The sequence below is a fragment of the Amycolatopsis sp. NPDC059027 genome (genome assembly GCF_042739735.1).
Classification (GTDB): domain Bacteria; phylum Actinomycetota; class Actinomycetes; order Mycobacteriales; family Pseudonocardiaceae; genus Amycolatopsis.
This window is the reverse complement of record NZ_JBHYIK010000031.1, coordinates 85,590-111,024: the sequence shown is the minus strand read 5'-3', so window position 1 is coordinate 111,024 and position 25,435 is coordinate 85,590. Positions and strand designations below refer to the sequence as shown.

General features: G+C 69.4%; 25 protein-coding genes and 1 tRNA gene. 17 read left to right on the top strand and 9 right to left on the bottom strand.

Going from position 1 to position 25,435, the window contains the following annotated elements:
* Positions 1-124 precede the first annotated feature (124 nt).
* From ACFWY9_RS22475 to ACFWY9_RS22465, 3 genes are all read right to left on the bottom strand, one after another.
* Positions 125-1,597 carry a phosphocholine-specific phospholipase C gene (locus ACFWY9_RS22475; protein ID WP_378339825.1) on the bottom strand — a complete coding sequence of 491 codons (1,473 nt, stop codon included), beginning with the start codon at positions 1,595-1,597 and terminating at the stop codon, positions 125-127.
* A 149-nt stretch (positions 1,598-1,746) separates the two neighbouring features.
* The gene (locus tag ACFWY9_RS22470; protein ID WP_378330917.1) at positions 1,747-2,340 is read right to left on the bottom strand and encodes a lytic polysaccharide monooxygenase; all 594 of its coding nucleotides are present in this window, start codon (positions 2,338-2,340) and stop codon (positions 1,747-1,749) included.
* 359 nt (positions 2,341-2,699) lie between these two features.
* Positions 2,700-2,772, bottom strand: a tRNA-Gly gene (locus ACFWY9_RS22465).
* 190 nt (positions 2,773-2,962) lie between these two features.
* On the opposite strand from ACFWY9_RS22465, the gene ACFWY9_RS22460 reads away from it, so the two are divergent.
* From ACFWY9_RS22460 to ACFWY9_RS22450, 3 genes are all read left to right on the top strand, one after another.
* On the top strand, positions 2,963-4,573 hold the full coding sequence (locus ACFWY9_RS22460; RefSeq protein ID WP_378339824.1) for a sigma-70 family RNA polymerase sigma factor: 1,611 nt from the start codon (positions 2,963-2,965) through the stop codon (positions 4,571-4,573).
* A 114-nt stretch (positions 4,574-4,687) separates the two neighbouring features.
* A complete protein-coding gene (locus ACFWY9_RS22455) occupies positions 4,688-5,128 on the top strand; it encodes a DUF983 domain-containing protein (protein ID WP_378330915.1) in 441 nt (146 codons plus the stop codon).
* A gap of 27 nt (positions 5,129-5,155) precedes the next feature.
* A complete protein-coding gene (locus ACFWY9_RS22450; protein ID WP_378330914.1) occupies positions 5,156-6,016 on the top strand; it encodes an Fpg/Nei family DNA glycosylase in 861 nt (286 codons plus the stop codon).
* Positions 6,017-6,456: 440 nt separating this feature from the next.
* Here ACFWY9_RS22450 and ACFWY9_RS22445 read toward each other — a convergent pair whose 3' ends face one another.
* On the bottom strand, positions 6,457-7,587 hold the full coding sequence (locus tag ACFWY9_RS22445; protein WP_378339823.1) for a serine hydrolase domain-containing protein: 1,131 nt from the start codon (positions 7,585-7,587) through the stop codon (positions 6,457-6,459).
* Between the two features lie 171 nt (positions 7,588-7,758).
* Here ACFWY9_RS22445 and ACFWY9_RS22440 point away from each other — a divergent pair, with 171 nt between their 5' ends.
* From ACFWY9_RS22440 to ACFWY9_RS22400, 9 genes are all read left to right on the top strand, one after another.
* Positions 7,759-9,063 (top strand): histidine kinase, encoded by a 1,305-nt coding sequence (locus ACFWY9_RS22440; RefSeq protein WP_378339831.1) that lies wholly within the window; start codon positions 7,759-7,761, stop codon positions 9,061-9,063.
* A gap of 17 nt (positions 9,064-9,080) precedes the next feature.
* Entirely contained in the window at positions 9,081-9,926 is an 846-nt protein-coding gene (locus ACFWY9_RS22435; RefSeq protein WP_378330912.1) for a S49 family peptidase, read from the top strand.
* A 106-nt stretch (positions 9,927-10,032) separates the two neighbouring features.
* Positions 10,033-10,866 carry a LytR/AlgR family response regulator transcription factor gene (locus ACFWY9_RS22430; protein WP_378330911.1) on the top strand — a complete coding sequence of 278 codons (834 nt, stop codon included), beginning with the start codon at positions 10,033-10,035 and terminating at the stop codon, positions 10,864-10,866.
* 19 nt (positions 10,867-10,885) lie between these two features.
* On the top strand, positions 10,886-11,383 hold the full coding sequence (locus ACFWY9_RS22425) for a hypothetical protein (protein ID WP_378330910.1): 498 nt from the start codon (positions 10,886-10,888) through the stop codon (positions 11,381-11,383).
* A gap of 30 nt (positions 11,384-11,413) precedes the next feature.
* A complete protein-coding gene (locus ACFWY9_RS22420; RefSeq protein ID WP_378330909.1) occupies positions 11,414-13,201 on the top strand; it encodes a cation acetate symporter in 1,788 nt (595 codons plus the stop codon).
* Between the two features lie 257 nt (positions 13,202-13,458).
* Positions 13,459-13,812, top strand: coding sequence for a DUF485 domain-containing protein (locus ACFWY9_RS22415; RefSeq protein ID WP_378339822.1), 354 nt, complete (start codon positions 13,459-13,461; stop codon positions 13,810-13,812).
* On the top strand, positions 13,809-15,413 hold the full coding sequence (locus ACFWY9_RS22410; RefSeq protein ID WP_378330907.1) for a cation acetate symporter: 1,605 nt from the start codon (positions 13,809-13,811) through the stop codon (positions 15,411-15,413). The genes ACFWY9_RS22415 and ACFWY9_RS22410 overlap by 4 nt, the downstream gene beginning before the upstream one ends.
* A 53-nt stretch (positions 15,414-15,466) precedes the next feature.
* The gene (locus tag ACFWY9_RS22405) at positions 15,467-15,826 is read left to right on the top strand and encodes a rhodanese-like domain-containing protein (RefSeq protein WP_378330906.1); all 360 of its coding nucleotides are present in this window, start codon (positions 15,467-15,469) and stop codon (positions 15,824-15,826) included.
* Positions 15,827-15,828: 2 nt separating this feature from the next.
* A complete protein-coding gene (locus ACFWY9_RS22400; protein ID WP_378339821.1) occupies positions 15,829-16,896 on the top strand; it encodes a DUF4328 domain-containing protein in 1,068 nt (355 codons plus the stop codon).
* A 52-nt stretch (positions 16,897-16,948) separates the two neighbouring features.
* On the opposite strand, the gene ACFWY9_RS22395 is transcribed toward ACFWY9_RS22400, so the two are convergent.
* Positions 16,949-18,112: a cytochrome P450 gene (locus ACFWY9_RS22395; RefSeq protein WP_378339820.1), complete on the bottom strand. Its 1,164-nt coding sequence runs from the start codon at positions 18,110-18,112 to the stop codon at positions 16,949-16,951.
* A gap of 126 nt (positions 18,113-18,238) precedes the next feature.
* Here ACFWY9_RS22395 and ACFWY9_RS22390 point away from each other — a divergent pair, with 126 nt between their 5' ends.
* The 4 genes from ACFWY9_RS22390 (at position 18,239) to ACFWY9_RS22375 (ending at position 21,041) form a co-directional block, all read left to right on the top strand.
* Complete coding sequence (locus tag ACFWY9_RS22390; RefSeq protein WP_378339819.1) at positions 18,239-19,108, top strand: DUF5926 family protein; 870 nt, start codon at positions 18,239-18,241, stop codon at positions 19,106-19,108.
* Positions 19,109-19,133: 25 nt separating this feature from the next.
* Positions 19,134-19,481, top strand: coding sequence for a DUF952 domain-containing protein (locus tag ACFWY9_RS22385; protein ID WP_378330901.1), 348 nt, complete (start codon positions 19,134-19,136; stop codon positions 19,479-19,481).
* 211 nt (positions 19,482-19,692) lie between these two features.
* The gene (locus ACFWY9_RS22380; protein ID WP_378330900.1) at positions 19,693-20,205 is read left to right on the top strand and encodes a SigE family RNA polymerase sigma factor; all 513 of its coding nucleotides are present in this window, start codon (positions 19,693-19,695) and stop codon (positions 20,203-20,205) included.
* A complete protein-coding gene (locus ACFWY9_RS22375; protein ID WP_378339818.1) occupies positions 20,202-21,041 on the top strand; it encodes a hypothetical protein in 840 nt (279 codons plus the stop codon). The genes ACFWY9_RS22380 and ACFWY9_RS22375 overlap by 4 nt, the downstream gene beginning before the upstream one ends.
* Before the next feature lie 71 nt (positions 21,042-21,112).
* Here the strand turns inward: ACFWY9_RS22375 and ACFWY9_RS22370 are convergent, their stop codons facing one another.
* The 3 genes from ACFWY9_RS22370 to ACFWY9_RS22360 form a co-directional block, all read right to left on the bottom strand.
* Positions 21,113-21,670, bottom strand: a complete 558-nt coding sequence (locus ACFWY9_RS22370; RefSeq protein ID WP_378330898.1) for a ferritin — start codon at positions 21,668-21,670, stop codon at positions 21,113-21,115.
* Positions 21,671-21,853: 183 nt separating this feature from the next.
* Positions 21,854-23,053 carry an arginine deiminase gene (locus tag ACFWY9_RS22365; RefSeq protein WP_378339830.1) on the bottom strand — a complete coding sequence of 400 codons (1,200 nt, stop codon included), beginning with the start codon at positions 23,051-23,053 and terminating at the stop codon, positions 21,854-21,856.
* Between the two features lie 126 nt (positions 23,054-23,179).
* Positions 23,180-23,992, bottom strand: a complete 813-nt coding sequence (locus tag ACFWY9_RS22360) for a CPBP family intramembrane glutamic endopeptidase (protein WP_378339817.1) — start codon at positions 23,990-23,992, stop codon at positions 23,180-23,182.
* Positions 23,993-24,014: 22 nt separating this feature from the next.
* On the opposite strand from ACFWY9_RS22360, the gene ACFWY9_RS22355 reads away from it, so the two are divergent.
* Positions 24,015-24,476, top strand: coding sequence for a PPOX class F420-dependent oxidoreductase (locus ACFWY9_RS22355; protein ID WP_378339816.1), 462 nt, complete (start codon positions 24,015-24,017; stop codon positions 24,474-24,476).
* On the opposite strand, the gene ACFWY9_RS22350 is transcribed toward ACFWY9_RS22355, so the two are convergent.
* Entirely contained in the window at positions 24,473-25,273 is an 801-nt protein-coding gene (locus ACFWY9_RS22350; RefSeq protein WP_378330895.1) for a DUF2470 domain-containing protein, read from the bottom strand. The genes ACFWY9_RS22355 and ACFWY9_RS22350 overlap by 4 nt on opposite strands.
* Positions 25,274-25,435 lie beyond the last annotated feature (162 nt).

The following is a 25,435-nucleotide window of genomic DNA, read 5'->3' as shown; positions in this document are numbered from 1 at the left end:
CGCGCCCGCACCCTCTCCCCCGCCCCCCTCCCCCCCACCCGCGCCCCCGGCCGGGCCGACTGGCCCCCCCCCCCCCGGCGGGGGCCCCCCCCCCCCCGCCCCCCCCCCCCCCCCCCACGTCGGATCAGCGCGGTTTGCGCGGGACGTGCGGGCGCTGGCCCGGCTCCTGCGTCGGCGGTTTCTGGTCCTTGCCGGGGAACTTCGGCGCCGGGAGCTGCGACTGCTCGTAGCGCGAGAGCGTCAGCGGGCCGCTGGTGTCCGGCAGCGTCGGCGGCTTCGCCTTCTGGTCGTCGAAGCGGAACGCCGAGGTCAGGTCCCCGAACGTCTTCCGCCGCCAGTCCGAGATGTTCGGCTCCGGCACCCCGGTCACCTTCTCCAGGAACTGCAGCGTCGACGTGTGGTCGAAGTTCTCGCTGCACACCCAGCCACCCGCGGTCCACGGCGAAACGATGATCGCGGGGACGCGGTACCCGGCGCCGACGGGAAGGCCGTTGCCCTTCGTCCCGCCCGGCGAGGTCTTGGTGACGAACTCGTGCGGCGTGCCCTTGGGCGGGGTCGGCGGGATGACGTGGTCGAACAGCCCGTCGTTCTCGTCGTAGTTGAGGATGAACACGGTCTTCGCCCACAGGTCCGGGTTCGACGCGATGGCGTCGATCTTGCTGGCGACGAACGCGGCACCCTCGGCGGGCGTGTAGTCGGGATGCTCGGACGCGGTGCTGGTGCAGATGATCCACGAGACGGTCGGGAGCTTCCCGTTCCGCGCGTCGTATTCGAACTGCCCCTCGGGCCGGTGCGTGAGCCCGTTGACGTACAGCGGCGAATCCTTCGGCGCGTCCCGGAAGTTCTTGAACTGTTCGAGCATGTTGCAGCCGTAGGTGTCGGCCTGCTCGTACACCTTCCAGCTGACTCCGGCCTTCTGGAGCCGCTCGGCGTAGGTGGTCCAGGTGTACCCGCCCGCCGGGGCCTTGTTGTCGAGGATCGGCCCGCCGTGCTCGCCGTCGGGGTCGACGGTGCCGGTCATCCACACCATCCGGTTCGGCCAGGTCGGGCCGAGCACCGAGCAGTGGTAGGCGTCGCAGATGGTGAACGCCTCGGCCAGCGCGAACTGGAACGGCAGGTCGGCCCGGGTGTGGTACCCCATGACGTACGGGCCGTTCTTGCCGTCGGCCTTGCGGTGCGCGGGCAGCCAGTTGTCCATTTTGCCGCCGTTGAGGGCGTCGTGCTGGACCTGCCAGGCGTGCGAGGTGGACGGGATCTTCTGCGCGTTGGTGGCGTGCGTGTCGAGGTGGAACGGCAGTGCGTAGCCCGCCGGGTTCTGCGAGTCCGGTTGGTAGAACACCGGCTTGCCGTTCGGCAGCTTCGCGGCGTTCGGGTCGTTGAACCCGCGCACCCCGGACAGCGTGCCGAAGTAGTGGTCGAAGGACCGGTTCTCCTGCATCAGCAGCACGACGTGCTCGATGTCGCGCAGCGAACCGTGTCGCGGCGCGCCCTGGGCGAGCGCGCGCTGGACGTTCGGGGGCATCAGTGTGGCGGCGGCCGCGGTGGCGGCGGCACCCGCTGCGGTGCCGAGCAGACGGCGTCGGGTCAGTTCGGTCATGGGCCTCACCCTCGTTCGCGGTAGTCACCTGATGAGGTGGCAACTGGCAAACTAACAGCGAATGCACGGTGAAAATCGGTGTCGAACCGGGCGAGCGGCCCGAAACCGTGCCGGGCGCCCGCCGATCCGGCGGACGCCCGGGCGTGGTTTCAGAAGGTGACGTCGGCGCACTGATAGAACGCGTTGCCGGTGTCGGCGATGTCCCAGACGGACAGGATCATGTGCCGCCCGCTCTTGCCGCTGGGCAGCTTTCCGTTGTGCGACACCGCGTTCGGCGGGCGCTTCCCGCCGAACGGCACCGTGAGGAAGGGCTCGGTTTCGAGCTGGGCCCTGGTCAGCGGCGCGTTCGGGTTCCAGCCGTTCTTGGTGACGAAGTAGCGGAAGTTCGTCGTCGCGTGTGCCGCGGTGAGCGTCCACTTGAACGTGTAGTCGGCCCCGCTGGTCAGCTTCGACGCCGGCCACGAGCCGTTGCGCTGGTCGTTGAGCTGTCCGAACTGGCTCAGCCCCGCCGAACAGATCTTGCCGTCCGCGGGCCCACGCGAAGGAAACCCCTTGGGCCCCTCGACGCTCTGCGGCTCGTACTGAATCTGCCCGCAGTTCTTCGCGGCACCCGTCTTGCAGTTGTAAGCCCGGCTCACCGGCGTAGTCGTGTACCCGTGCCCCCACGCCACCCCGGCGAACACCACCGGCAGGGCGAGCACAGCAGCCGTCAACGAAGCCAAACCCAGCAAACGCTTACGCATGTGACTCCTCTCACAGCAGGTGTCACGAATTGTGAACAATTCCCCAACTGGTTCAGACCACCACCCAGCCCAACCTGAAACCCGGCCACTACCCCCAAATGGTCCAGACCACCAGTCACTCAGCCCACCCGTCGCACCCCATGCAACACCGGACCGATCAAGACGACCGCACCGTGCACTTCGGGAAGGAAGGAGCAAGAGATCGCGGCTCATCAAGCGCCGAACGGGAACACAAAAAAATCCCCACGCTGCCAACAGTTACCTGCCGCACCGTGGGGGTCCGGGGGCGCGGCCCCCGGGAGAAATGGCGAGCAAGAGCGAGGGAAAGCCGAAGGCTGACCACACTCCGCCCACTTGCGAGCGGATGACGGGATTCGAACCCGCGACCCTCACCTTGGCAAGGTGATGCGCTACCAGCTGCGCTACATCCGCATTCGTAACCGCTCTGTCGTGGTTACGGGGCATAGACTACACCGGCTGTTGGGGCGTTCGTGACCGGCCCCCTGGTCGTCCCGTCGGTGTCACAGCCGGCGTACAGGGGGTGACGACGGCCGCATCGCTCCGTATGGTGTCCCCAATCGAGGCGATTGGTGAGTCCTTCGGGGAGGAGGTGCCGGGCCGGATGACCGAGCTGGGCACGGTGCCGCCACAAGCGGCCTCGGAATCCGATGAACAGGCACTGTTGCAGCGGCTGCGGGACGGCGAGGACGCCGCCTTCGGCGAGCTGTTCGAGCTGCACGCCGCGGCGGTCCGGAGACTCGCGCAGAGCCTCGCGTCGGATCGTTCCGAGGCCGAGGACATCACCGCTGAGACCTTCTTCCGGGTGCTCCAGGCGCTGCGCCGGGGTGCCGGGCCTCGTGACTACGTCCGGGCCTATCTGCTGACGGTGGCGCGGCGGGTCTCGTGGGAGTGGCACGGCGCGCGCCGGGACGTCCCGGTCAGTGACGACGAGCTGAACTTCCACGCCGGGCCCGGTGCGGACACGCATTCGCGGGCGGCCGAGCACACGTTGATCACGACGGCCTTCACGAGCCTGCCGGAGCGCTGGCGCACGGTGTTGTGGCAGACGGAGGTCGAGGGCGAGCAGCCCGCGATGGTGGCGACCCAGTTCGGGTTGAGCGCGAACGCGACGGCGGCGCTGGCGCGGCGTGCGCGGCAGGGGCTGCGTGCGGCGTACCTGCAGGCACATCTTTCGGTGAACCGTGGCCCGGACTCGTGCCGGGCGGTGGTGGAGAAGCTCGGCGGGTTCACCGCGGGGAGCGTGACGGGCGCGGAGGCGGAGCGCATCAAGGCGCATCTGCTGGGGTGCTCGTCGTGCCGCGCGACGCAGGACGAGCTGCTGGACGTGTGTTCGTCGCTGCGGGCGCACGCCGGGGTGCTGGTGCTGCTGGTGCCCGCCGCCGGCTCGCTCGGTGGCGCCGCGAGCAGTGTGCTGGCCACGGTCAAGAGCGTCGTCCTCGGTTCGAAGGTCAAGGTGGGGCTGGCGCTGGCCTCGACGGCGGCCGCCGGTGCGGTGGGTTTCGCGGCGGGGCCGGTGGTGTTCGGCCCGCAGCCGTCGCAGGACATCGGGTTGCCGGGTGGTGGCGCCCCGGAGCTGGCCGTCCTCCCGCCGGGTCCGTCACCGCTGCAGCCGCCGCCGCAACCGCCGCGGGTCGGCGTGGGCTGGCTGAACGGGCGGGGCGTGGTGCCCGCCGTGCATCCGCATGTCCCTGCCGGGCAGCCCGCCGGACAGGAGGGGCAGCAGGGCCCGCTCGGCGCGGCCGAGGTGCCGAGGCTGCCGGTGGTGAACGTCCCGTCGGACCGCGGTGGCGAGGCCGGGCGGCCGGACACCGGTACGACAGCCTCGCGAGGCGATCTTCCCAGTCCGCAGCCGAGCATGACCAGCACGAGTTCGTCGACGACGCCGAGGATGGACCCGAGCGCGACAGAGTCTCCGCGGCCGAGCCTCACCTCGGAGCCGACGGATTCGGGTAAGCCGGTGTGCACCAAGACGCCGACGTCGAGCAGCAGGCCGACGCGGACGTCGACACCGACCGGTTCGCGGACCTCGACCACCACGACGACCGAGACGACGTCGCGCTCGGAAACGGCCTCGCGCTCCTCGTCGAAGACCACGAAGACGACCACGACCCGCCGGGTGCACCGGACCACTCAGAGCACGTCGAGCACGTCGCGAAGCACCCAGGAGACTGTCACCGAATCGGCCTATTCCTCGTCGACCTCGGGCTCCTGAACAGCGGCGATCGCTCAGCCGGAGCGGATTGTCCGGTTTCAGCCTCGCGTCGGCGCCCGCGGTCACGGTACGGTTGGTCCCGCTCACGTTGAGCGGCGCCCGGGAGGCAACTGAATGAACCGGCTGGTGCGCGGCGAGGATGGCCGCGACTGGGTGGTCCGTGCCCAGATGGAATGGCGTGCGCCCGCGACGGCGGACAACTTCGAACACGACGTCGCCGGCAGCTACGGTCCCGGTATCGCGATGATCGTGGTGACCGCGGTGCTCGCCGTGATACTCGTCGTGTGGACGCCGGACCAGGTGAAGGTGCCGGCGTTCGTGCTGCTGGCTCTCCTGCTCGTGGTGTTGTTCTTCCCCCTGCGGTGGATCCTGCGGCGGCCGTGGACGGTGGTCGCGGAGACCGAGGGTGATATGACCGGCGACCGGCCGTCGGAGCGGTGGGTCGGCACGATCCGCGGCATGTTCACCGTGCAGGGTGAGGTCAAGCGGATCCAGAAGACCATCCAGCAGAACTCGCTGCCGGATTTCGACGGTCCGCTGCACCCGGTGGAGTAATACGCGCCGACGCGCGAGACTGACGGTATGCCCGAGTTGCCCGAGGTCGAAGCCCTCGCCCATCACCTGCGCGAACACGCCGTGGGCGCCACGGTGTTCCGGCTCGACGTCGCGTCTCTGAGTGTGCTGAAGACGGCGACCCCGCCGTGGACCGAGCTGCACGGCAAGGAGGTCACCGGCGCGACCCGGCACGGGAAACACCTCGACCTGGTGGTCGGTGATCTGCATCTGGTGGTGCACCTGGCGCGGGCGGGCTGGCTGCGCTGGTCGGACGCCCTCTCGCCGGCGCCGCTGAAGCCGGGGAAGGGGCCGATCTCGCTGCGGGTGCATCTCGACGCCGCGGCCGGTCCCGGGTTCGACCTGACCGAGGCGGGGACGAAGAAGGGCCTCGCGGTGTGGATCGTGCGGGACCCGAACGAGGTCCCGAGCATCGCGCGCCTGGGCCCCGACGCGTTGTCGCTGGACGCCGGGAAGCTGGGCGAGCTGTTCGCGGGCCGGACCGAGCGGCTCAAGACGGCGCTGACGGATCAGTCGCTGATCGCCGGGATCGGGAACGCCTACTCCGACGAGATCATGCACATGGCCAAGCTCTCGCCGTACGCCACGACCGGGAAGCTGCCGTCCGCGGCGCTGGAAGGCCTGGCGACGGCCGTGCAGGAAGTGCTGACCAGCGCGGTGACGCGCTCGGTCGGGCAGGACGCGGCGCGGCTCAAGGGCGAGAAACGGTCGGGCCTGCGGGTGCACGCCCGGACCGGCCTGCCGTGTCCGGTCTGCGGCGACACCATCCGCGAGATCTCGTTCGCCGACAAATCCTTTCAGTACTGCCCGACCTGCCAGACCGGCGGCAAACCGCTGGCCGACCGTCGCCTCTCCCGGCTGCTGAAGTAGCCGCGTTTCGCGGTGCCACGCCGGGGATTTCCGGAGTTTTCCACAGCGATTCCCCGGTTGTGGACAACTCCGGCCGTCTGGCCGCGTTTCGGGGTTCTCGTCCTACCCCGGCGATAGAATGGTCTTGGGGTCGCCCCCCGGAGCGGGTGGGGGACACCCTCATAGTGTGGCCCCGGTTCGGCGGCTGGGGTCCGTCCGGGTGGAGGGCCGTGAAGGACTCCTTCGCGGCGCTCAAGGTAGGTAAGGAGTCCTTCACGGACCAGTGCGGGAGCCGCCGCCTCCCCGGAGTTCGGTGTATCGGGGCTCACCCGCGCGGGGGAATTTGGTGGCCATCGCGCCTGGGGTCGGAAGGACGCTTTCAGTGCGTTGGATGCGCTGAAGGACGCCTTCGGTGCGGTGAGCGCAGTGAAGGACGCCTTCAGTGCATCGCGCCGGGCAGCTCAGCCGCAGAGCGCGGTCCGCAGCGCGGGCAGTGGGCTCGACGGGACCACCTTCGGCGCATGGGCCGCGTCCGCCGCCAGGTCGTAGACCGTCACCACGAGCACCACCTGACGCCTCCCGTCCGCGCTGCTCATCGACACGCTGTAGAACCCGGGGCCGGCACCCGTGTTGCCCCAGACCGTGCCGCACGGCAGGTCGAAGGTCTCGATCCCGGCGCCGTACGCCCCACCCTCGTCGTTCGGCACCAGCTGCCGGAGCGTGGCCTGCTCGGCGGGCCGCAGCAGGCGTCCGGCCAGCAGCGCGCGGTGGAACGTCGCCAGGTCGTCCACAGTGGACACCATGGCGCCCGCGGTCCAGTCGTACGACGGGCTGAACGTCGTCAGGTCCTCGCCCTTCAGGTCGTAGCCGTGCAGGTGCGGGCCGGTCAGATGGGGCGACGTCGTCGGGAACGAGGTGTGCCACAGGCCCAGCGGCAGCAGCAGCCGCTGCCGGAGCTCGCGGACGACGTCGTGCCCGGTGACGCGTTCGATCACCCTCCCCAGCAGCAGATAACCCGTGTTGCTGTAGGAAACCCCGGCACCCGGCGCGAACGAGGGCGGGGTCACCAGCGAACGCCGGATCACCTCGTCCGGCGTGTACACGAAGTCCCGGTGGCCGTGGAAGTACGGGTAGAGCAACGAAACCTGGTCCGGATCGTGGACGCCGCTGGTGTGGTTCAGCAGCTGCCGCACGGTGATCCGCGAAGGTTCGTAGCCTGGCCCGCGCACGACACCCGGCAGCCATCGCTCGACGGAGTCGTCGAGCGACAGCCGCTGTTCCCCGGCCAGTTGCAGCACCACCGTCGCCACGAACGCCTTGGTGTTGCTGGCGATGCGGAAGCGCTGCCACGCCATCGCGGGCTCCCCGGTCGCGGTGTCGGCGACCCCCGCCGCGTACCGGCGTACCCGGCCGTCCTCCCGGTAGTACGCGACCGCTCCAGGGAAACCCCCTTCGGTGACGAGCTTCGTGACGGCGGTGTCCACATCGTCTTTCCGCCGTGCGGCCGAGGCCGTTCCGATGGTGGCCACCCCCAGCACGGCCATCACCAGCCCGACGGCGATCCCTCGTGACGCTCCGCGACGCCAGGACATCCGTTCGCCCCTCCCCCTGAAGTGGTTCGCCCCATCACCCTCTCGTGCGTTGCACACGGTGACCATGCGGGTTTCCCCCGGACCGTGAGTAGGGTCTGCCCCACCGTCGGTGGTCACGACTGGACAGAAAGTAGGAGTAAAGCCTTGCACCCGGTTGTCCGAGCGCAGAGCATGGACGCCGTGTCCGGGTTCGCGATAGCGCAGATCATTCCGTGGGCTCTCGTGCTCCTGCTCGGAATCTTCGTCACCGTGCTGCTGGTCAAGCTGCGTCGTCCGGCGAGCGTCATCGAGGACGCCGTCCTGCAGGCGGTGCACCGCATGTCGAAGGCGACGCCCAACCTGCGGTCCGGCCTCGACGAGGACGCCGCCGACAAGATCACCACGCAGCTGCTGGAGATGCTCGACTGCGTCGCGGTCGGTATCACCGACAGTGAGGGCACCCTGCTGTCCTGGGACGGCGAGGCGAACGAGCACTACGTCGACCTCGTCGAGGCGATCGGCGCGGCCATCCGCAAGCACCGCCGCGAGGTCGTGGCGCACGACCGGATGCCGTGCAACCACCGCAACGCCTGCAAGATGCGGACGGCGGTGATCGTGCCGCTCATCGTCGAAGGCGAGACCGAGGCCGCGCTCATCGTCGTCGGCCGCACCCGCGGCAAGCTCATCCAGATGGCCGACGCCGTCGCGCAGTTCGTCTGCACGCAGTTCGAGCTCGCCCGGCTCGACGAATCCCGGCATCTGCTGCACCAGGCCGAGATCAAGGCTCTGCGCGCGCAGATCTCCCCGCACTTCGTCTACAACGCGCTCAACACGATCTCCGCGCTGATTCGCACGGACCCGGAAGAAGCGCGCGAACTGCTGCAGGATTTCGCCGACTTCACCCGTTATTCGTTCCGCACCTCGGGCATGTTCACCACGCTCGCCGAGGAACTGCGCAACATCGACCGCTACCTGACCATCGAGAACGCGCGCTTCGGCGGACGGCTCGAAGTCCGCATGAAGATCGCGCCGGAAGTGCTTTCCGTCGTGGTCCCGTTCCTGATCATCCAGCCGCTGGTGGAAAACGCCGTCAAACACGGGCTGGCGAACAAGCCGAGCGGCGGCTGCGTCACGGTGATCGCCCAGGACCACGGCACCGAGGCGCTCATCAGCGTCGAGGACGACGGCATCGGCATGGACCCGAAGCGGCTCGCGGAACTGCGCAGCGCGCACCGCACCGGCGCGCACGTCGGCCTCGGCAACATCAACCAGCGCATGCAGCAGGTGTTCGGCATCGACTACGCGCTGATGGTCGAGACGGCGCCCGGCGCCGGGATGCGCGTGACGTTGCGGGTGCCGAAGTTCATGCCGGGCGTCCGGCCCGACCTGCCCGACTACTCGGCCGACGTGCCGTCCCAGGAAAGCCGGGACGACGGCCACACCGCGGAGATCAACGGGGTGCACGGGTCCCGCAGCGGCGTCCTGCCCGCGCGGTAGATCGGTAGCCTTACAAAATGAGCGTTACCGACAAGCTGACCGCGCGGCTGCCGATGATCGGCGACCGGGTCGACCGCAAGGACGTCGTCGCCGTCGTGAAGCTGCACGGCGTGATCACGCCCAATGCGTCGCCGCTGGGCCGCGGCACGATCAACCTCGCCGCCGTCGAGTCCGCGCTGACCAGGGCCTTCGCGCACGACCGGCTCAAGGCGGTCGCGCTGCTCGTCAACTCGCCCGGCGGCGCGCCGACGCAGTCCGGCCTGGTCGCCGAGCGCATCCGCCAGCTGGCCGACGAGAAGGGCGTGCCGGTGCTCGCGTTCGCCGAGGACGTCGCCGCGTCCGGCGGGTACTGGCTGGCCTGCGCCGCCGACGAGATCTACGCGCACCGGACGTCCATGGTCGGCTCGATCGGCGTGATCAGCGGCGGCTTCGGGTTCACCGGGCTGCTCGAACGGTTCGGCGTCGAGCGCCGCCTGCACACCGCGGGCGAGAACAAGTCGCGGCTCGACCCGTTCAGCCCGGAGAAGCCCGAGGACGTCGAGTGGCTGAAGAAAATGCACTCCCAGCTGCACGAACTGTTCGTCGGCTGGGTCAAGGAGCGGCGCGGCGACCGGCTCAGCGCGGACGAGGACCTGTTCACCGGTGACGTCTGGCTCGGCGTGAAGGCCCTCGAACTCGGGCTCATCGACGGGCTCGGCAGCCTACGGCAGGTGATCGCCGAGCGTTACCCCGACGCGGAGATCGCCATCGCGGAGCCGAAGAAGCCGTTGCTCGCCAGGCTCGGCATCGGCGCGCCCGCGGCCGCGAGTGCACTGCTGGACGCGGTCACGACCAAGGCCGCGTGGAGCCGCTTCGGGCTCTGAGCGGGTCGAGAGGAGAAGGGCAGATGCCGGTTCGCGCTGTCCGGTTGGTGCGTTCGGAGCAGGATTACCACGCCGGGGCTGGACATTGCACCCGGCAATGGGCAATATGCGAGTCACTGTGAGTGCCCACGACGACACCCGGAAGCTCATCGTCCTTGCGGTGGACGACGAGCCGCTCGGTCTTGACGAACTTGTCCACCGTCTTCAAGACAGTCCGTCGGTCGGCCGCGTCTTCAAAGCCCTCGACGCCTCCGACGCGCTGCGGTTGCTGTCCTCCGACGATCCCGACCTGCGCGCGCGCAAGGACCGCGGCCTGCCCACGGTCGACGCCGTGTTCGCCGACATCAACATGCCCGGCCTGTCCGGGATGGAGATGTCGCGCGTGTTCGCCGCGCTGCGGCCCGCGCCGGTGCTCGTGTTCGTCACGGGGAACTCCGAGGAGGCGGTCAACGCCTTCGACCTGGGCGCGATCGACTACGTCCTGAAGCCGTTCAACCAGGATCGCCTCGACCGCGCGGTGCGCCGCGTGGTCGAGAAGCTCAGTGCCGTCCCGGCGGCGCCCGCCCGCGGCGGCGCGGGCGAGCCGGTGAAGAACGACGACGAGGTCATCCCGGTCGAGCTCGCCGGCACCACGAAGCTGATCCCTCGGTCGTCGGTGCGCTGGGTGGAAGCGCAGGGTGACTACGCCCGGCTGTTCACCACCGAGGGCAGCCACCTCGTCCGCATCCCGCTCGCGCAGCTCGAGGAGCGCTGGGAGAAGGCGGGCTTCGTGCGGATCCACCGGTCATTCCTGGTCGCGTTGCCGCTCATCACCGAGCTGCGCATGGGCCAGGGTGGCTACCAGGTGGTCATCGGCAACGAGGAGAAGGTGCTGCCGGTGAGCAGGCGGCACACCAGGGCGCTCAAGGACCGGCTGGTCGGTACCGGCCGGAACGGTTAGCCATGGCGCGGGCTCGGCCATGACGGACGACTACTACCACCGGCTGGCCAACGGGGTCCGGCAACCGGATCCGACACTGGGGAAGCGGCCGGAGAAGGCCGTCGTCGAACCTGTTCCGGCGGCGCCGCAACCGCTGCGCCCGGAACCCGAACACCACGCCAAACCCAAGCGGCAGCGAGTGATCCTCGCCGACCCGCGTCAAGCCTCCCGCGCGTTGCGCTCCCGTGTCGAACTCGAGGAGCAGACGAGCTGGGGGAAGCTGCTGATCAAGGACCTGGTCAAGGTGCAGCTGCGAACGGCGTTGCTGCTCGCCCTGCTCGTCGTGGTCGTCTTCGGCTCGCTGCCGGCGCTGTTCTACCTGCTGCCCGGGTTCGCCAGGGTGACGCTGGCGGGTATCCCGGTGGCCTGGCTGATCCTCGGCGTGCTGCCCTTCCCGTTCCTGTTCGGGATCGGCCTCTGGTACAACCGGCTGGCGGAGCGGCACGAACGCGACTTCGTGGACATGATCGAGAACTAGCTTTCTCCTCGACGTGCGAGGATTTCCCCTGTGCAGCTGAACCCCTGGGCGTTGACCGCGATCGTCGTGGTCATCGTGGTGACCTTCTACCTCGGTCACCGCTCTTCGCGCTCGGCCACCAGCACGCACGACTTCCTGGTCGCGCGCCGCACCGTCCGGTCCCGTCGCAACGCCGCAGCGATCTCCGGTGAGTACCTGTCGGCCGCGTCGTTCCTCGGCATCGCGGGGATCGTGCTCAAGGAGGGCGCCGACGCGTTGTGGTTCCCGATCGGGTTCACCGCGGGGTACCTGGCGCTGATGCTGTTCGTCGCCGCGCCGCTGCGCCGGTCCGGCGCCTACACGCTGCCCGACTTCCTCGAAGCGCGGCTGGGTTCCAAGACACTGCGCAAGTTCTCGACGGCGTTCGTGATCTTCATCGGGATCCTTTACATGGTCCCGCAGTTGCAGGCCGCGGGGCTCACGCTGACGACGCTGCTGCCGCTCCCCGCCTGGGCGGGCGCGATGCTCGTGATGGGCGTGGTCGCGGTCAACGTCATCGCGGGCGGGATGCGCGCGATCACCGTCGTGCAGGCCTTCCAGTACTGGCTCAAGCTGTTCGCGGTCGCGGTGCCCGCGTTCGTCCTGTGCATGGTGTTCTTCACCGGTGGCGGCCCCGGCGGGGTCCGGCCGCTCGGCGCCGCGGCACCGCCGGTGTTCCCGCAGGAGACCAAGGTCAGCGTCCAGACCGACGTCACGCTGAAGGTGACCGCGGAGACGTACTTCTTCGCCTACGGCAGGATCGACCACGCCCCGGCCGACGGTCTGGCCCGGTGGGCGCCGCTCGTGCCGCACTCGGTGTCGGAGGGGACGACGCTGAAGTTCCCCGCGGGCGCCCCGGTGCCGGTGGTCACCGAATCGACGTCGCTGAACGACGACTGGCTCAGTCCGGGCTCCAAGGGGCTCTCCGGCCTGCTCGAGACGTACTCGCTGATGTTCGCGCTGTTCCTCGGCACCATGGGCCTGCCGCATGTGCTCGTCCGCTTCTACACGAATCCGGACGGCAAGGCCGCGCGCCGCACCACGGTGCACGTCCTGCTGCTGCTCGGGTTGTTCTACCTGTTCCCGACGATGCTCGGCGCGCTGTCGAGAATGTATGTGCCGGAACTGCTCGTCACCGGCAAGACCGACGCGGCGGTGCTGAACCTGCCGACGGCGATCCTGCCGGGGGTGGGCGGTCAGCTCCTCGCCGCGGTGACCGCCGCGGGCGCGTTCGCGGCGTTCCTGTCGAGTACGTCGGGGCTGCTGGTGAGCGTCGCCGGGGTGGTGTCGACCGACGTGCTTCCCGGGCGGGTCTGGGACTTCCGGCTCGCGACCGGGATCACCGCCATCATCCCGATGGTGCTCGCGGCGACGCTGCGCCCGGACGACATCTCGCTGTCCATCGGGATGACGTTCGCGCTGGCGGCGTCCACGTTCTGCCCGCTGCTGGTGCTGGGCATCTGGTGGCGCAAGCTGAGCTGGCCCGGTGCGATGGCCGGGATGACCGTCGGCGGCGGGCTCGTGCTCGCGGCGCTGATCACCAACATCGTCAGCGGCTACACCGGCGGCTGGGCGCCGTGGTTCACCAACCAGCCCGCGCTGATCAGCGTGCCGGTCGCGTTCCTCACGACGTACCTGGTCAGCCGTGTGACCGGCTACGGCAGGCCGGAACACGTGCACGACATCATGCTGCGCCTGCACGCGCCGGATCCGCTCGGCTTCATGCGGGACAGGGCCGTGGCGCGGTTCGGCCAGGCGGAGGAGAAGACCCGCACCGGCAAGGGCAAACACCGCAAGTAACTGCCACTCGGCCGGTCGAGTAAAAGACGACCCGGACGGCGGTTTACTCACCCACTGTCAGTTGATTAGCCCACGATCGAGAGGGCGAGGGTGGGCAATTCGCACATCCGGCGCGGAACCTCGCGGACAAAGTTCTACTTTCCGTCATACCGTTCACTCAAATAGATGAGGGTTGAATCGGGCTGTTCGGGGGCATGATCTCCCTGTCGCTGCGATAGATCGACGGGCCGGGAGAACAGGGAAAGGTGGGGTCCGCAGTGAGTGGCACCGAGCAGGAAACAGCCGGTGGGGCGGAACCGGAAACGGAGTGGGAGCGGGTGCAGGGCAGCCCCGAGTTCGCGCGGCTGCGCAGAAGGCTGCGGGTGTTCGTTTTCCCGATGACGGCGTTGTTCCTGGCGTGGTACCTGCTCTACGTCCTGCTCGCCGACTACGCACACGGGTTCATGAGCACCAAGCTGTTCGGCAACATCACCGTCGGCCTCGTGCTCGGCCTGCTGCAGTTCGTCTCGACGTTCGTGATCACCGGGCTGTACGTGCGGTACGCCAACCGGAAGCTCGACCCCGTGGCGGATGAGCTCCGCGCCGAAATCGAAGGGGAGCCGCGCCGATGAGCCTCGCCGCGGGTGTGCAGGGCAGCAACTCCGCCCTCAACATCACCATTTTCGCCGTGTTCGTGGTGATCACGCTGGGGATCGTGTTCCGCGCCAGCCGCAACACCAAAACGGCGTCGGACTACTACGCCGCCGGCCGCGCCTTCACCGGGCCGCAGAACGGTATCGCGATTTCCGGCGACTACCTCTCGGCGGCGTCGTTCCTCGGTATCGCCGGGGCCATCGCGATCAACGGCTACGACGGATTCCTGTATTCGATCGGCTTCCTGGTGGCCTGGCTGGTCGCGCTGCTGCTCGTCGCGGAGTTGTTGCGCAACACCGGGAAATTCACCATGGGCGACGTCCTCGCCTTCCGGATGCGGCAGCGTCCGGTGCGGGCCGCAGCGGCGATCTCGACGCTCGCCGTGTCGTTCTTCTACCTGCTCGCCCAGATGGCGGGCGCGGGCGGGCTGGTCAACCTGCTGCTCGGCATCGAGGGCAACCTCGGGCAGGACCTGGTCATCGCCGTCGTCGGCGTGATCATGATCCTGTACGTGCTGATCGGCGGGATGAAGGGCACGACCTGGGTCCAGATCATCAAGGCCGCGCTGCTCATCATCGGCGCTTTCGCGATGACGCTGTGGGTGCTCGGCAAGTACGGCTTCAACCTGTCGAACCTGTTCCAGGCCGCGATCGACAAGGGCGGCAAGGGCGGGGCGGCGCTGCTCGACCCCGGCAAGCAGTACGGCAAGACCGGCACGACGAAGCTCGACTTCCTCTCGCTCGGCATCGCACTGGTGCTCGGGACCGCGGGGCTGCCGCACGTGCTGATGCGCTTCTACACGGTGCCGACCGCGCGCGACGCCCGGCGTTCCGTGGTGTGGGCGATCGTCCTGATCGGCGTCTTCTACCTGTTCACGCTGGTGCTCGGCTACGGCGCCGGTGCCGTCGTCGGCCCGGAGAAGATCTCGAAGGCGCCGGGATCGACGAACGCCGCCGCGCCGCTGCTCGCGCTGGAACTGGGCGGTCCGGTGCTGCTCGGGTTCATCGCCGCGGTCGCGTTCGCGACGATCCTGGCGGTGGTCGCGGGCCTGACGATCACCGCGTCGGCGTCCTTCGCGCACGACGTCTACGCGAACGTGATCAAGAAGGGCAAGACGTCCCCGGATTCCGAGGTGCGGGTGGCGCGGATGACCGCGCTGGTGATCGGCGCGGTCGCGATCATCGGCGGCATCCTCGCCAAGGAGCAGAACGTGGCGTTCCTGGTGGCGCTGGCCTTCGCGGTCGCGGCGTCCGCGAATCTGCCGACGATCCTCTACTCGCTGTTCTGGAAACGCTTCAACACCCAGGGCGCGCTGTGGTCGATCTACGGCGGCCTGATCGTGTGTGTCGTGCTGATCGTGTTCTCGCCCGCGGTGTCGGGCGGGGCGAAGCCGATGATCAAGGGTGTCGACTTCCACTGGTTCCCGCTGGAGAACCCGGGCCTGGTGTCGATCCCGGTGTCGTTCTTCCTCGGCTGGCTCGGCACGGTGCTGTCGAAGGAGCGCAACGCGAAGAAGTACGCCGAGATGGAGGTCCGCGCCCTCACCGGCGCTGGCGCCGAAAAGGCCGTGGTCCACTAGCGGCACGGACTTTTCCGGCAGCTCACGCGCGTGTCACGGGACGGCGTGGCAGCATGGAGAGCGTGGTAAGCCCTGCTGAAATCCCCACCGCCGCGGTGCGCGATCTCCCGCGCGACGGTCTTCCGCTGCTCGACGTCCGCGAGGACGACGAGTGGCGAGCCGGACACGCCCCCGGCGCCCTGCACATCCCCATGGGTGAGCTGCCCGCGCGCGTCGGCGAGCTGGAGGACCTGCCCGAGGACCAGCCGGTCTACGTCATCTGCCGCAGCGGCGGGCGCTCCGCCAGGGCCGCCGCGTGGCTCAACGCCAGCGGCTGGGACGCGGTGAACGTCGCAGGTGGCATGGGCTCGTGGCAGCGCGAGGGCCGCCCGATGGTCAGCGAGCTGCCCGGTATCGAGCCCGAAGTCCTGTAACCGTGCACCCAGGCCAGCAACCGCCGCGACCCCCGGCGCAGCCGTACCCCGCGCCCGCGTACCCGGGCACGGGCCACTGGCCGGCCGTGCCCGCGGCGCCGCATCCCGCCCAGGCGCAGCAAGCGGGGCGCACGCTGGCCGCGCAGGCCGAGGCCTACCCGTACCACCGTCGGCCGGTGTACCGGCCGCGGCTGCGCTGGGTCGCGTCACCGCCGCCCGGCGCCTGGCCGCGACGACGTCCCGCCGTCCGCGAGCCCTACCTGGGGCCGCCCTCGTACCCGGTGCCGCCGCGCTGGGGTTTCCCGAACCTCGTCTGGCGCCGCCCGACGGCCGTGCCCGGCACCGCCTCCGACGCCGTCCGCCCGATCGACCGGATCCCGGTGCTCTCCCGCAGCCTCGTCGTGGTGCTGTGGGCGTTCGTCGTGCTCGCCACGGTCGCCGCCGGGGCGGAGATCTGGCGATACGTCCTGCTCGTGCAGAGCCGCGAGTCGGCGCTGAGTACGTCGGTGGTGTCCTTCTCCGACGCCTTCGTCGTCACCGCCGGGCTGCTCACGACGATCCTTTCGCTGCTGCCCGCCGGTCTGTCGATCTGGTGGCTCCTCGTCGCCCGTCTTGCCGCCGCGGACGAACTGGGGGAGGCCCCGTCGCGTCCGCAGTGGCAGGTGCTGGTCGGTGTCTTGGTGCCGGTGGTGAACCTGCCGATGGCGCTGTCCGTGGTCGGCGAGCTGGAACACGCCGTGCTACGCCGTTCCCGTGCTGCGCGGCCGAAGCCCTCGCGGCTGGTGCTGGTGTGGTGGGGTGCCTGGCTGCTGAACTGGGTGCTGCTCGCGGTCACGATCTACTGGCGCTTCCGCGACGGCGTGCAGGCGCTGGCCGACAGCGTCGTGCTGATCGCGCTGACCGACCTGTCGGCCGCCGGGCTCGCCGCCGTCACGGCGCTGCTCGTCCGGCAGTTCTCGGAGCTGCTGATGCCGATCACCGGGCCGAAACTCCGCGAACTGCGTGTCCTGCGCGTCGAAGGCGCCCCGACGCCCTCCCGCCCCGCCCGCCCGGCGACCGCTCCCCGCTGACGAGTCGTCCGCCCGCACCGGTTCCACGTTCTGGCCGGTCGTTTGAGCCGCGCTAAACGCTGACGCGTAGTTCCTTCAGGCCCCGGATCACGAACTCCGGCCGCCGCTCCGCGGTCACCAGCCGCAGCTCCGGCAACCGCGTCGTCAAGGCCTTCAACGCGGCACCGATCTCGACTCGCGCCAGCGGCGCCCCGACGCAGTAGTGGATCCCCATCCCGAACCCGAGGTGCGCGTTCGGCGACCGTCCGATGTCCAGTACGTCCGGCTCCGCGAACACCTTCGGGTCCCGCGCCGCCGCGCCCAGCAGCGCCCCGATCTTCTCCCCGCGCGCCACCCGGAAACCCGCGATCTCGACGTCCTCGGTCGCGGTCCGCTCGAACAGCTGCAACGGCGAGTCGAACCGGATCAGCTCCTCGACCGCCGAGTCCAGCAACTCCGGCGACGCGATCAGCCGCTCCCACTGGTTCCGGTACGTCAGCAGCGCCGCGACCCCGTTGCCGATGACGTTCACCGTCGCCTCGTGCCCGGCCATCAGCAGCAACACCGCCGTCGCGACCAGCTCGTCCGGCGTCAGCTCGCTGCGCAGCAGGTCGCTGACGATGTCGTCACCCGGCGACGCCGCCCGCGCCTCGGCCAGCTCGCGCAGATACGCGACGAACTCCGCGGCAGCGGCCTCGGCAGCGTCGCGGCCTTCCTCGGGCAGGTCGAACTCGTACATCTTGACGATGGAATTGGACCAAGGCACCAGTCGCGGCCGGTCCGCGTCGGGCACGCCCAGCAGTTCCGCGATGACCGCGACCGGCAGTGGCTGGGCGAGGTGTTCGAGCAGATCGGCCGAGCCTTCGGCCGCGATCTTCCCGGCCAGCTCGTCGACCATCGTCTCCGCGAACTCGGCGACCATCGGTCGCAGCCGCTCGACGTGCCCGCGCGCGAACGCGCCGGAGATGAGCCGTCGCAACCGGGTGTGTGCGGGAGGTTCGTTCTCCAGCAAGGAGTTCCGGTGCAGCAGGTTGAACGACGCGAACCGCTCGGCCGGCCGCACGTCCTGCCAGATCCGCCCGAGTCCCCGGTGCCGCAGCACCGCCGCCGACGCGGCGTGCGACACGGCGATCGCGAGGCCGAGGTCGTCATGCCGGTGCACTTCACCCTCGGCACGCAACGCGGCGAACGCGGGATACGGGTCGGCGAGGAAGACAGGATCACGAGGGTCGAACACGAGCCGACTCTAACCCGACGTCGCGGAGGTTCTGGCCGCGCTGAAGCCGTCGTGGACTCCGGGGGCCGGACACGTGGCGAACCCGCGTCTTCGATAGCGTCATGGCCCGAGCTTGAGGAGGCAGCAGTGGGCAAGGGCGCGCGCAAGAAGGGCCCCAAGAAGGGCACCGATCGTCAGCCGAAGGTGCGCGACGTCTTCGTCGGGCAGCCGTTCGAGGGGCTCGCCGCCGAGCCCGAGCTGATCGCGCTGCGCGAGTTCGTGCCGTCGGCGACGGCGAAGCTGTCGCTGAAGGACGGCGGCGACGTCACGCTCGGCACCGTCCTGCCGATGGCGGCGGCCGCGTTCGTCCGGTCCGACGGCGAGCGGTACCTCGGCCTCCAGGTGCAGACGCGTTCCTCCGACATCAGCCGCTCGCTCAAGTGGCTGCTCGACGCCAAGCCCGGCGACGTGCTCGCGGTGCCGGACACCACCACCCCGCCGCAGGCCGACGAGCACGCGCGCCTCCAGGATCTCCTGGTCGCCGACGCCGAGCTCGACGTCACGCTGCACACCGACTTCGCATGGTGGCTGCCCGAGGACGCCGACGCGACCGGCGACGTCGCCGTTTCGCTGGAGCGCGCGAACGCCGCGATCATGCCGACCGAGCGCCTCGGCGCCGGGGCATACTGGGTGCTCGCCGGCGAGAAGGCGCACCTGCGCTGGATCCGTCCCGAGCAGGAGAACCTGCTGCTGCAAGCGCTTGCGCGGCTGTCCGCCGCAGGGGAGCTGGGGCTCGGCGAGGGCACCCGCTACGCCGGTTCGTTCCGGGCACACGGGCTGCTGGTGCCGGTCTGGGACCTCGACCCCGAGGCCCACGCCCGCGAGTGGGCGGAGGCCAAGGACCAGCTCGGCACCCGGCTGGACGCCGCGCTGAAGTCGCTCGACTCCGAGCCTCTCAACGCCGCCGAGCGCCGGGCCCGCGACGGCCTGATCGGGCGGCAGCTCACCCTCCGCTGACCCGTCCGGGTGGCACGATCGGGGCATGATCGTGCACATCTGTAGCCGCGACGACTGGCAGAACGTCGAGGACGAATACCGCCCGGCGTCGCTCGGCGACGTCGGGTTTGTCCACTGCGCCGACCCCGGCACGGTGCATCTGCCCGCCAACGCCTTGTTCACCGGCCGCACCGACCTCGTGCTGCTGGAGATCGACGTCGCCGCGGTCGGCGCGCCGGTCCGCTGGGAGGACGGCGACCCGCCGCATCCGGCCGGGATCTGGTTCCCGCACGTCTACGGGCCCATCCCGCGCGCGGCCGTCGTCGCCGTGCATGAATTCCCAGCTCAGAGCGACGGACGTTACCTTCCCCCAGGCTCCCTGACGCGGCGGTGAGCATGGCAACGTATCCCCCATCCGGGCGTCCCACGAAGTGATGGAGCGAACCGGACAACCAGCGGGGGGTGCGATGCGTATGGGGGAGGACGGCAACTCGGCGCTCGGCGACGCGAATCCACGGGGAGGCGATACGGTGACCGCAGCGGCACCCGTCTTCCCGCTGGGAGACACGGGATTGGCTCGCGAGAGCCGAGGGAGGTCGACGTCCGTGCCGGGCGAGTTCGCTGACTTCGGCGAGTTCGTGCGCGCGACGTTGCCAGGGCTGCTTCGCTACGGGCACGCGCTGACCGGGAACCCGCACGACGCGGCGGACCTGGTGCAGACGGTGCTCGAGAAGATCGGCTCGCGCTGGGCGTACGTGCAGAACAAGACGGGCGACCCGCTGGCCTACATCCGCCGTTCGATGGCGAACGCGCACGTCAGCCGCTGGCGGCGGACGAAGCGGGAGAACCTCGTCGCCGAGATTCCGGACTCGCAGCCGTTCAGTCACGCCGACCCGTTCGAGCACGAGCCACTGTGGCAGGCGTTACGCGCCCTGCCGCCGAGGCAACGCGCGGTGATGGTGTTGCGTTACTACGACGGATTGTCCGAGGCGGAGATCGCGGCCGCGCTGGGGGTCACCCAGGGCACGGTGAAGAGCCAGGCCAGCAAGGCGATCACGTCGTTGCGGACGAAACTGACGCTGACCGGACTCGATGGCGAAGGGAGTGAAGCCGAGTGAACGTCTCCGAAGACGAGCTCGAACAGCGGCTTCGCGCGTTGTTCGCCGATGAGCGTCTCGGAGTCCAGCCGGGGACGAGCGCCGAAGAGACGATCGTGGCCGGCGCGCGGCGACGTCGGCATCGGCGCCACGTCGTGCTGTCGGCGTCCGGGGTGACCATGGCGGCGGTTCTCGTCGTCGGCGGCTTCGCGGTGGTCAAGATCCGCAGCAGCGACAGCAGCACCGTGATGGCGGCGACTCCGCCCGAGCTGTCGACGCAGCCGCCCGCGCCCTCGACGCCTGGGCCGCCATCGGCGGTTTCGCAGGGGCAGACGTCCAATCCGCAGCAGCCACCGCCGAGCTCACCGCCGCCCGGACACGCGGAGAATCCGCCGCACACGACCGGCGGCCGTGGCGCCACCACGACGCCCTCGAAGCCCCAGACGTCGAAGGTGACGACGGGTCCGCTGCTGACCGCGAACGGCATCGGCGCGTTGAAACTGGGGATGACCGAGGCACAGGTGACCGCGCAGGGCATGAAGGTCAGCAACAAGAAGAGCGCTGACGCCTGTTCGTACTTCGACGTCCAGGGCGGCGGGTTGCCGACTTCGGTGAACGCGGCGCTTTCCCAGTCGAGCGGCGTCGTCGCGGTCACCCCGGCGGCCCCGGCGCACACCCCGGAGGGCATCGGGGCGGGTTCGTCCAAAGAGGACGTGCTCACCAGCTATCCTGGTGCCGCCGAAGGGCCGGACGGGCTGGTCGCCCCGGCCGGGCAGGTCGCCAACTACCACTTCACCCTCACCCAGGCGGGCGAGGTGGCGAGCGTGTACCTGTCCAGCGTCTACCAGGACTGCTGAGGCGCACAACGGAAAACCCGGGCTGCTCCACAGGGGGAGAGCCCGGGTTCTCTATCTCGTGGTGGGAGAGCTCAGAGCGCGCCGCCCGCGACCGGGGGCATTCCGCTGTCCGCGCCGCCGTCGCCGACGGATTCGCGGTACAGGTGCGCCTCGACCTCGAACAGGTTGTCGCCGGCACGCTTGACGACATTGAGCAGTGTGCTCATCTGCGAGATTTCCTCGACCTGCTCCTTGAGGAACCACTGCGTGAACTGCTCGCTGATGTAGTCCTCTTCGGCGCGCGCGGCCTTGGCCATGGCCGAAATATCGGCCGCGACCTCCTTCTCCTGGTTCAGCGCGAGCTCGACGACCTCGGTGGCGCTGGAGAAGTCGTTGCGCACGTCGCCGGAGCTGGGGATCTCCACGTGGTGGTCGCGGTCCAGCAGGTACTGGACGAGCGCCATCGCGTGATTGCGCTCCTCGACCGACTGCTTGTAGAAGTGCTTCGCCAGCTGGGGAAGGTCCCGTGCGTCGAACCAGACCGCCAGCGCGATGTACTGCTGGGACGCGTTGAACTCGTTGTGCACCTGGGTTTGCAGCAGCTCGTAGAACTTCGAGCCGGATTCTTTCTTCAGCTTCGTGACGGCCATGCCAAAAACAATACACTCGCTATGTAGTCGTTTCCACTTTTGGCTGGTGATCTACCCCCTATTAGGTTACCATTCCTAAAGCAAGTCCCGACTTATTTCGGTTAGCCTCCCCTAAATAGGAAATCGAATTTAGGAAAGGCTAACTTCGCTCCTCTTATTCGTGTTTCGCCATACTTCCCGTGCTCAGAGCGAGTCGCGGCGGATCGGGCAGGACATGCAGCGCGGCCCGCCCCGGCCCGACCCGAGTTCCGAGCCGGTGATCGGCAGGACCTCGATCCCGGCGTCTTCGAGCCGCGCGTTGGTTTCGATGTTCCGCTCGTATCCGACGACGACGCCCGGCGCGAGCGCGAGCGTGTTGTTTCCGTCGTCCCATTGTTCGCGTTCGGCGGTCACCGGGTCGAGGCCGGTGTCGATCACCCGGAGCCGCTCGATGTTCATCGCCTCGGCGGCGGCGTCGAGGAACGGCGCCGGGCCCGCGACCTTCACGCCACCGTCGCCGGTCGGGCGCAGGGTGAACGCGGTCAGCGAATCGCGGGCGAGCGGGTACATGACGACGGCGTCGGCGGCGACCATCGTGCACACGGTGTCCAGGTGCATGGTGGCGCGCGACTGCTCGATCGGCACCGCGAGCACGGTGTGTGCGATGCCGTCGGCGAAGACCGAACGCGCCAGTGATTCCGCGCCCGCGGCGGTGGTCCGCTCGCCGACGCCGATGGCGAGCACGCCGGGCGCCAGCAGCAGGATGTCGCCGCCCTCGATCGGCGCCGAGTGCGCCCCGTACGCGCGGTCCGCGTGCCGGAAGCGCGGGTGATAGGCGTAGACGATGTCGAGCAGCAGCGTCTCGCGGCGCCGTGCTGGCATGGTGAGCGACGAGATCGCGACGCGGTCGCCGATCCACGCCGACGAGTCCCGTGTGAACAGCAGGTTCGGCAGCGGGTCGACGGCGAAGTCGTGCGGGTGGTTCATCATCCGCACCAGCGAGGCGCCCTCGGACGCCGGCAGTTCTTCGAACGTCATCCCGGCCATCAGCACCTCGGCGAGGGTGGCCGCGTCGACACCGGAGAGGTGTGAACGCAGCGAGTCGCCCAGCTCGCCGCCGAGCCGCCGGTCGTCGACCGCGGCCTTCACCCCGGCCGCGTGTGCGCGGGTGTCTTCGAGCGTCGTGCGCAGTGTGTCGGCGAGCAGCAGCACCTCCACCCCGCGACCGCGCAGTACCTCGGCGAACGCGTCGTGCTCCTCCTGCGCGCGGTCCACCCACGGGATGCCGTCGAAGAGGAGCTGGTCGTTGTTGCGGGGCGTCAGCCTTTTGAGCTCGTTGCCCGGCCGGTGCAGCAGCACCGTGCGCAGCGGCCCGACCTCGCTGTCCACCTTGGGTGGCGCCATCTCGTCAGTCACGCCGCCGAGCCTACTGCGCTGGTAGATGCCGATCCGACGAAAAGCAGGCCGTGACGCAAAGTGCGAGGGATGCGACTGCGATGCCTGCTTTCCGCTCCTCGACATGTTCCGGGCCTACGGCAACCAGGAAACACGGCCCTTCAGCAGCGAATATCCGACGAACGACACAACGTCGAACAGCGTGTGCGCGGCGACCAGCGGCCAGAGCCGGTTCGTCTTCTGCCACAGCCTGCCGAAGATCAGCCCCATGACGAAGTTCCCGGCGAATCCGCCGAAACCCTGATACAGGTGGTACGAACCACGCAGGATCGCCGCACCGAACACCGACGCGTTCTCGCGCACGCCGAGCTGACGCAGGCGGGTCAGCAGGTACCCGATGACGAGCACCTCCTCCGCGAACGCGTTGCCGAACGCCGAAAGCGTCAGCGTGATCGGCCGCCACCACGTACTGCCCAAAGTGGACGGTTGGACCGCGAGGCTGAAGCCGAGGTGGTACGAGAGGAAATACAGCCCCAGCCCGGGAATCCCGATGATCGCGGCGAGCACGACGGTGAGCAGCGTGTCCTTGCCAGGCGAACGCCGGTCCAGGCCGACCTGCCCGAGCTTGATCCCGGCCCGCCACAACAGGTACAGCCCGAGCGCGCCCCAGGCGACCAGCTGCGCCGCGGACAGCAGCTGCTTGGTCATGTCGATCAGGCTCGACACCGCCTGTGGCACGTTGATCTGCGCCTGCTGCTGGGCGAGCGGGATCGGCTTGAGCAGCGAGTCCACAAGGGACAGAAGGCTGCGCAGCCCGGACATGCCGAGCGTGATGGCGAAGACGATGCACAGCTCGACGACGATCGCGCGTCGCTCGCCGGGTTCGGTGACCGCGCCGGGGAACGCCGGTCGCGCCGGGGCCAGCCAGGACCGCACGGGGGAATGCATGTCCGCACGCTACCTTCGGGGTATGCCGAGGAGCATCGCCACCAACGAAAAGATCGACCGCGCCGCGCTGGTCGAGTTCCTGTCCACTCGCCACCGCGCGATCCTGCTGACCACCAAGGCCGACGGCGGCCCGCAGCTGTCGCCCGTCACGTGCGGCGTCGACGGCGACGGCAGGCTCGTCATCGCGACCTACCCGAAGCGGGCGAAAGCGGTCAACGTCCGGCGCACGCCGAAGGTGTCCGCCTGCGTCCTCTCCGACGAGTGGAACGACCAGTGGGTGCAGGTGAACGGCACCGCCGAGGTGCTCGACCTGCCCGGCTCCGTCGAGCCGCTGGTCGAGTACTTCCGCAGTATTTCGGGCGAACACCCGGACTGGGACGAGTACCGCGAAGCCATGCGGAAGCAGGGCAAAAGCCTCATCCGCGTGACGATCGAATCCTGGGGGCCGATCGCGAAGGGTGGTTTCCCGCCGGAACTCGCCTAGTCGCGTCCACCCTGCTGACGCAGGAACGGGCAGCCCAGCAACCGCTGCAGCTCCGCGGAGAGCTGGCGCGGGCAGTCGACCGACCGCGAGAACGCCAGCCGGACGTCGTGGTCACCCGCGTCGGTCTCGACCCGCAGCCGCAGGCCGTAGCGGTCGAGGCCGAGCGGCCGGATCCGGCCGTCCCGCAGGTCCTCGGGCAGGTGCCTGGCGAGCTGCTCGACGACGTCGGGGTGGTCGCTTTCCAGATGCCGCAGCCATTCCGCCTCGTAGTCGTGGAACGGGTCCGGCGGCGCCGCGCTGAACATGTGCGGGCGCAGCGAATGCGTGCCCTCGGCGTCGGCGAGCACGATCGACGCCGGGGTGAGCCGCAGCAGGGTCATGCCGTGGCCGACGTCGAGCAGCCGCGGGTCCGGCCGGGTCTCGGCGATCGACACCGCGCGGGCGCGGGCGGAGACCTCGCTGAGCGGACGCAGCCAGCCGGTGATCCACACCAGCCCGCGGATCGGTTCGCGCAGGTCCACCGGCGCCTCGTCGGTGAGTTCGACCATGACGGCGAGTTCGCCGCGTTGTGCCTGCTTGGCGGCGCCGACCAGGGCGTGCGCGTCCGGGAGCAGGATGCTGACGCTGCCGCTGTGGTGCACGTGGTGCAGCACGGGCACGACCCGGCCGGTGTCGCAGTCCGCCCGCTCCACGGTCGGCACCAGCGAGGCCGGCCCATTGCGGGTCGCGATCGTCTTGGCGCGTTCGGCCGGGTTCGGCGCCGGCGGGCGGCGGATGGTCATCGGGGCCTCGGTCACGGCTCACCTCCTACTTAGGTGAGCCTAACCTGAATTCCGGCCGCAAGGGAAGACGTGACGTTTCACAGACTGCCGTAACAGGGCGGCCGGTGGTCGCGGGGGTCGGGAGCACCCGCCGCCGGGCGGATCAGGCGGGCCCGCCTCCGGACCAGGTCCAGGCGT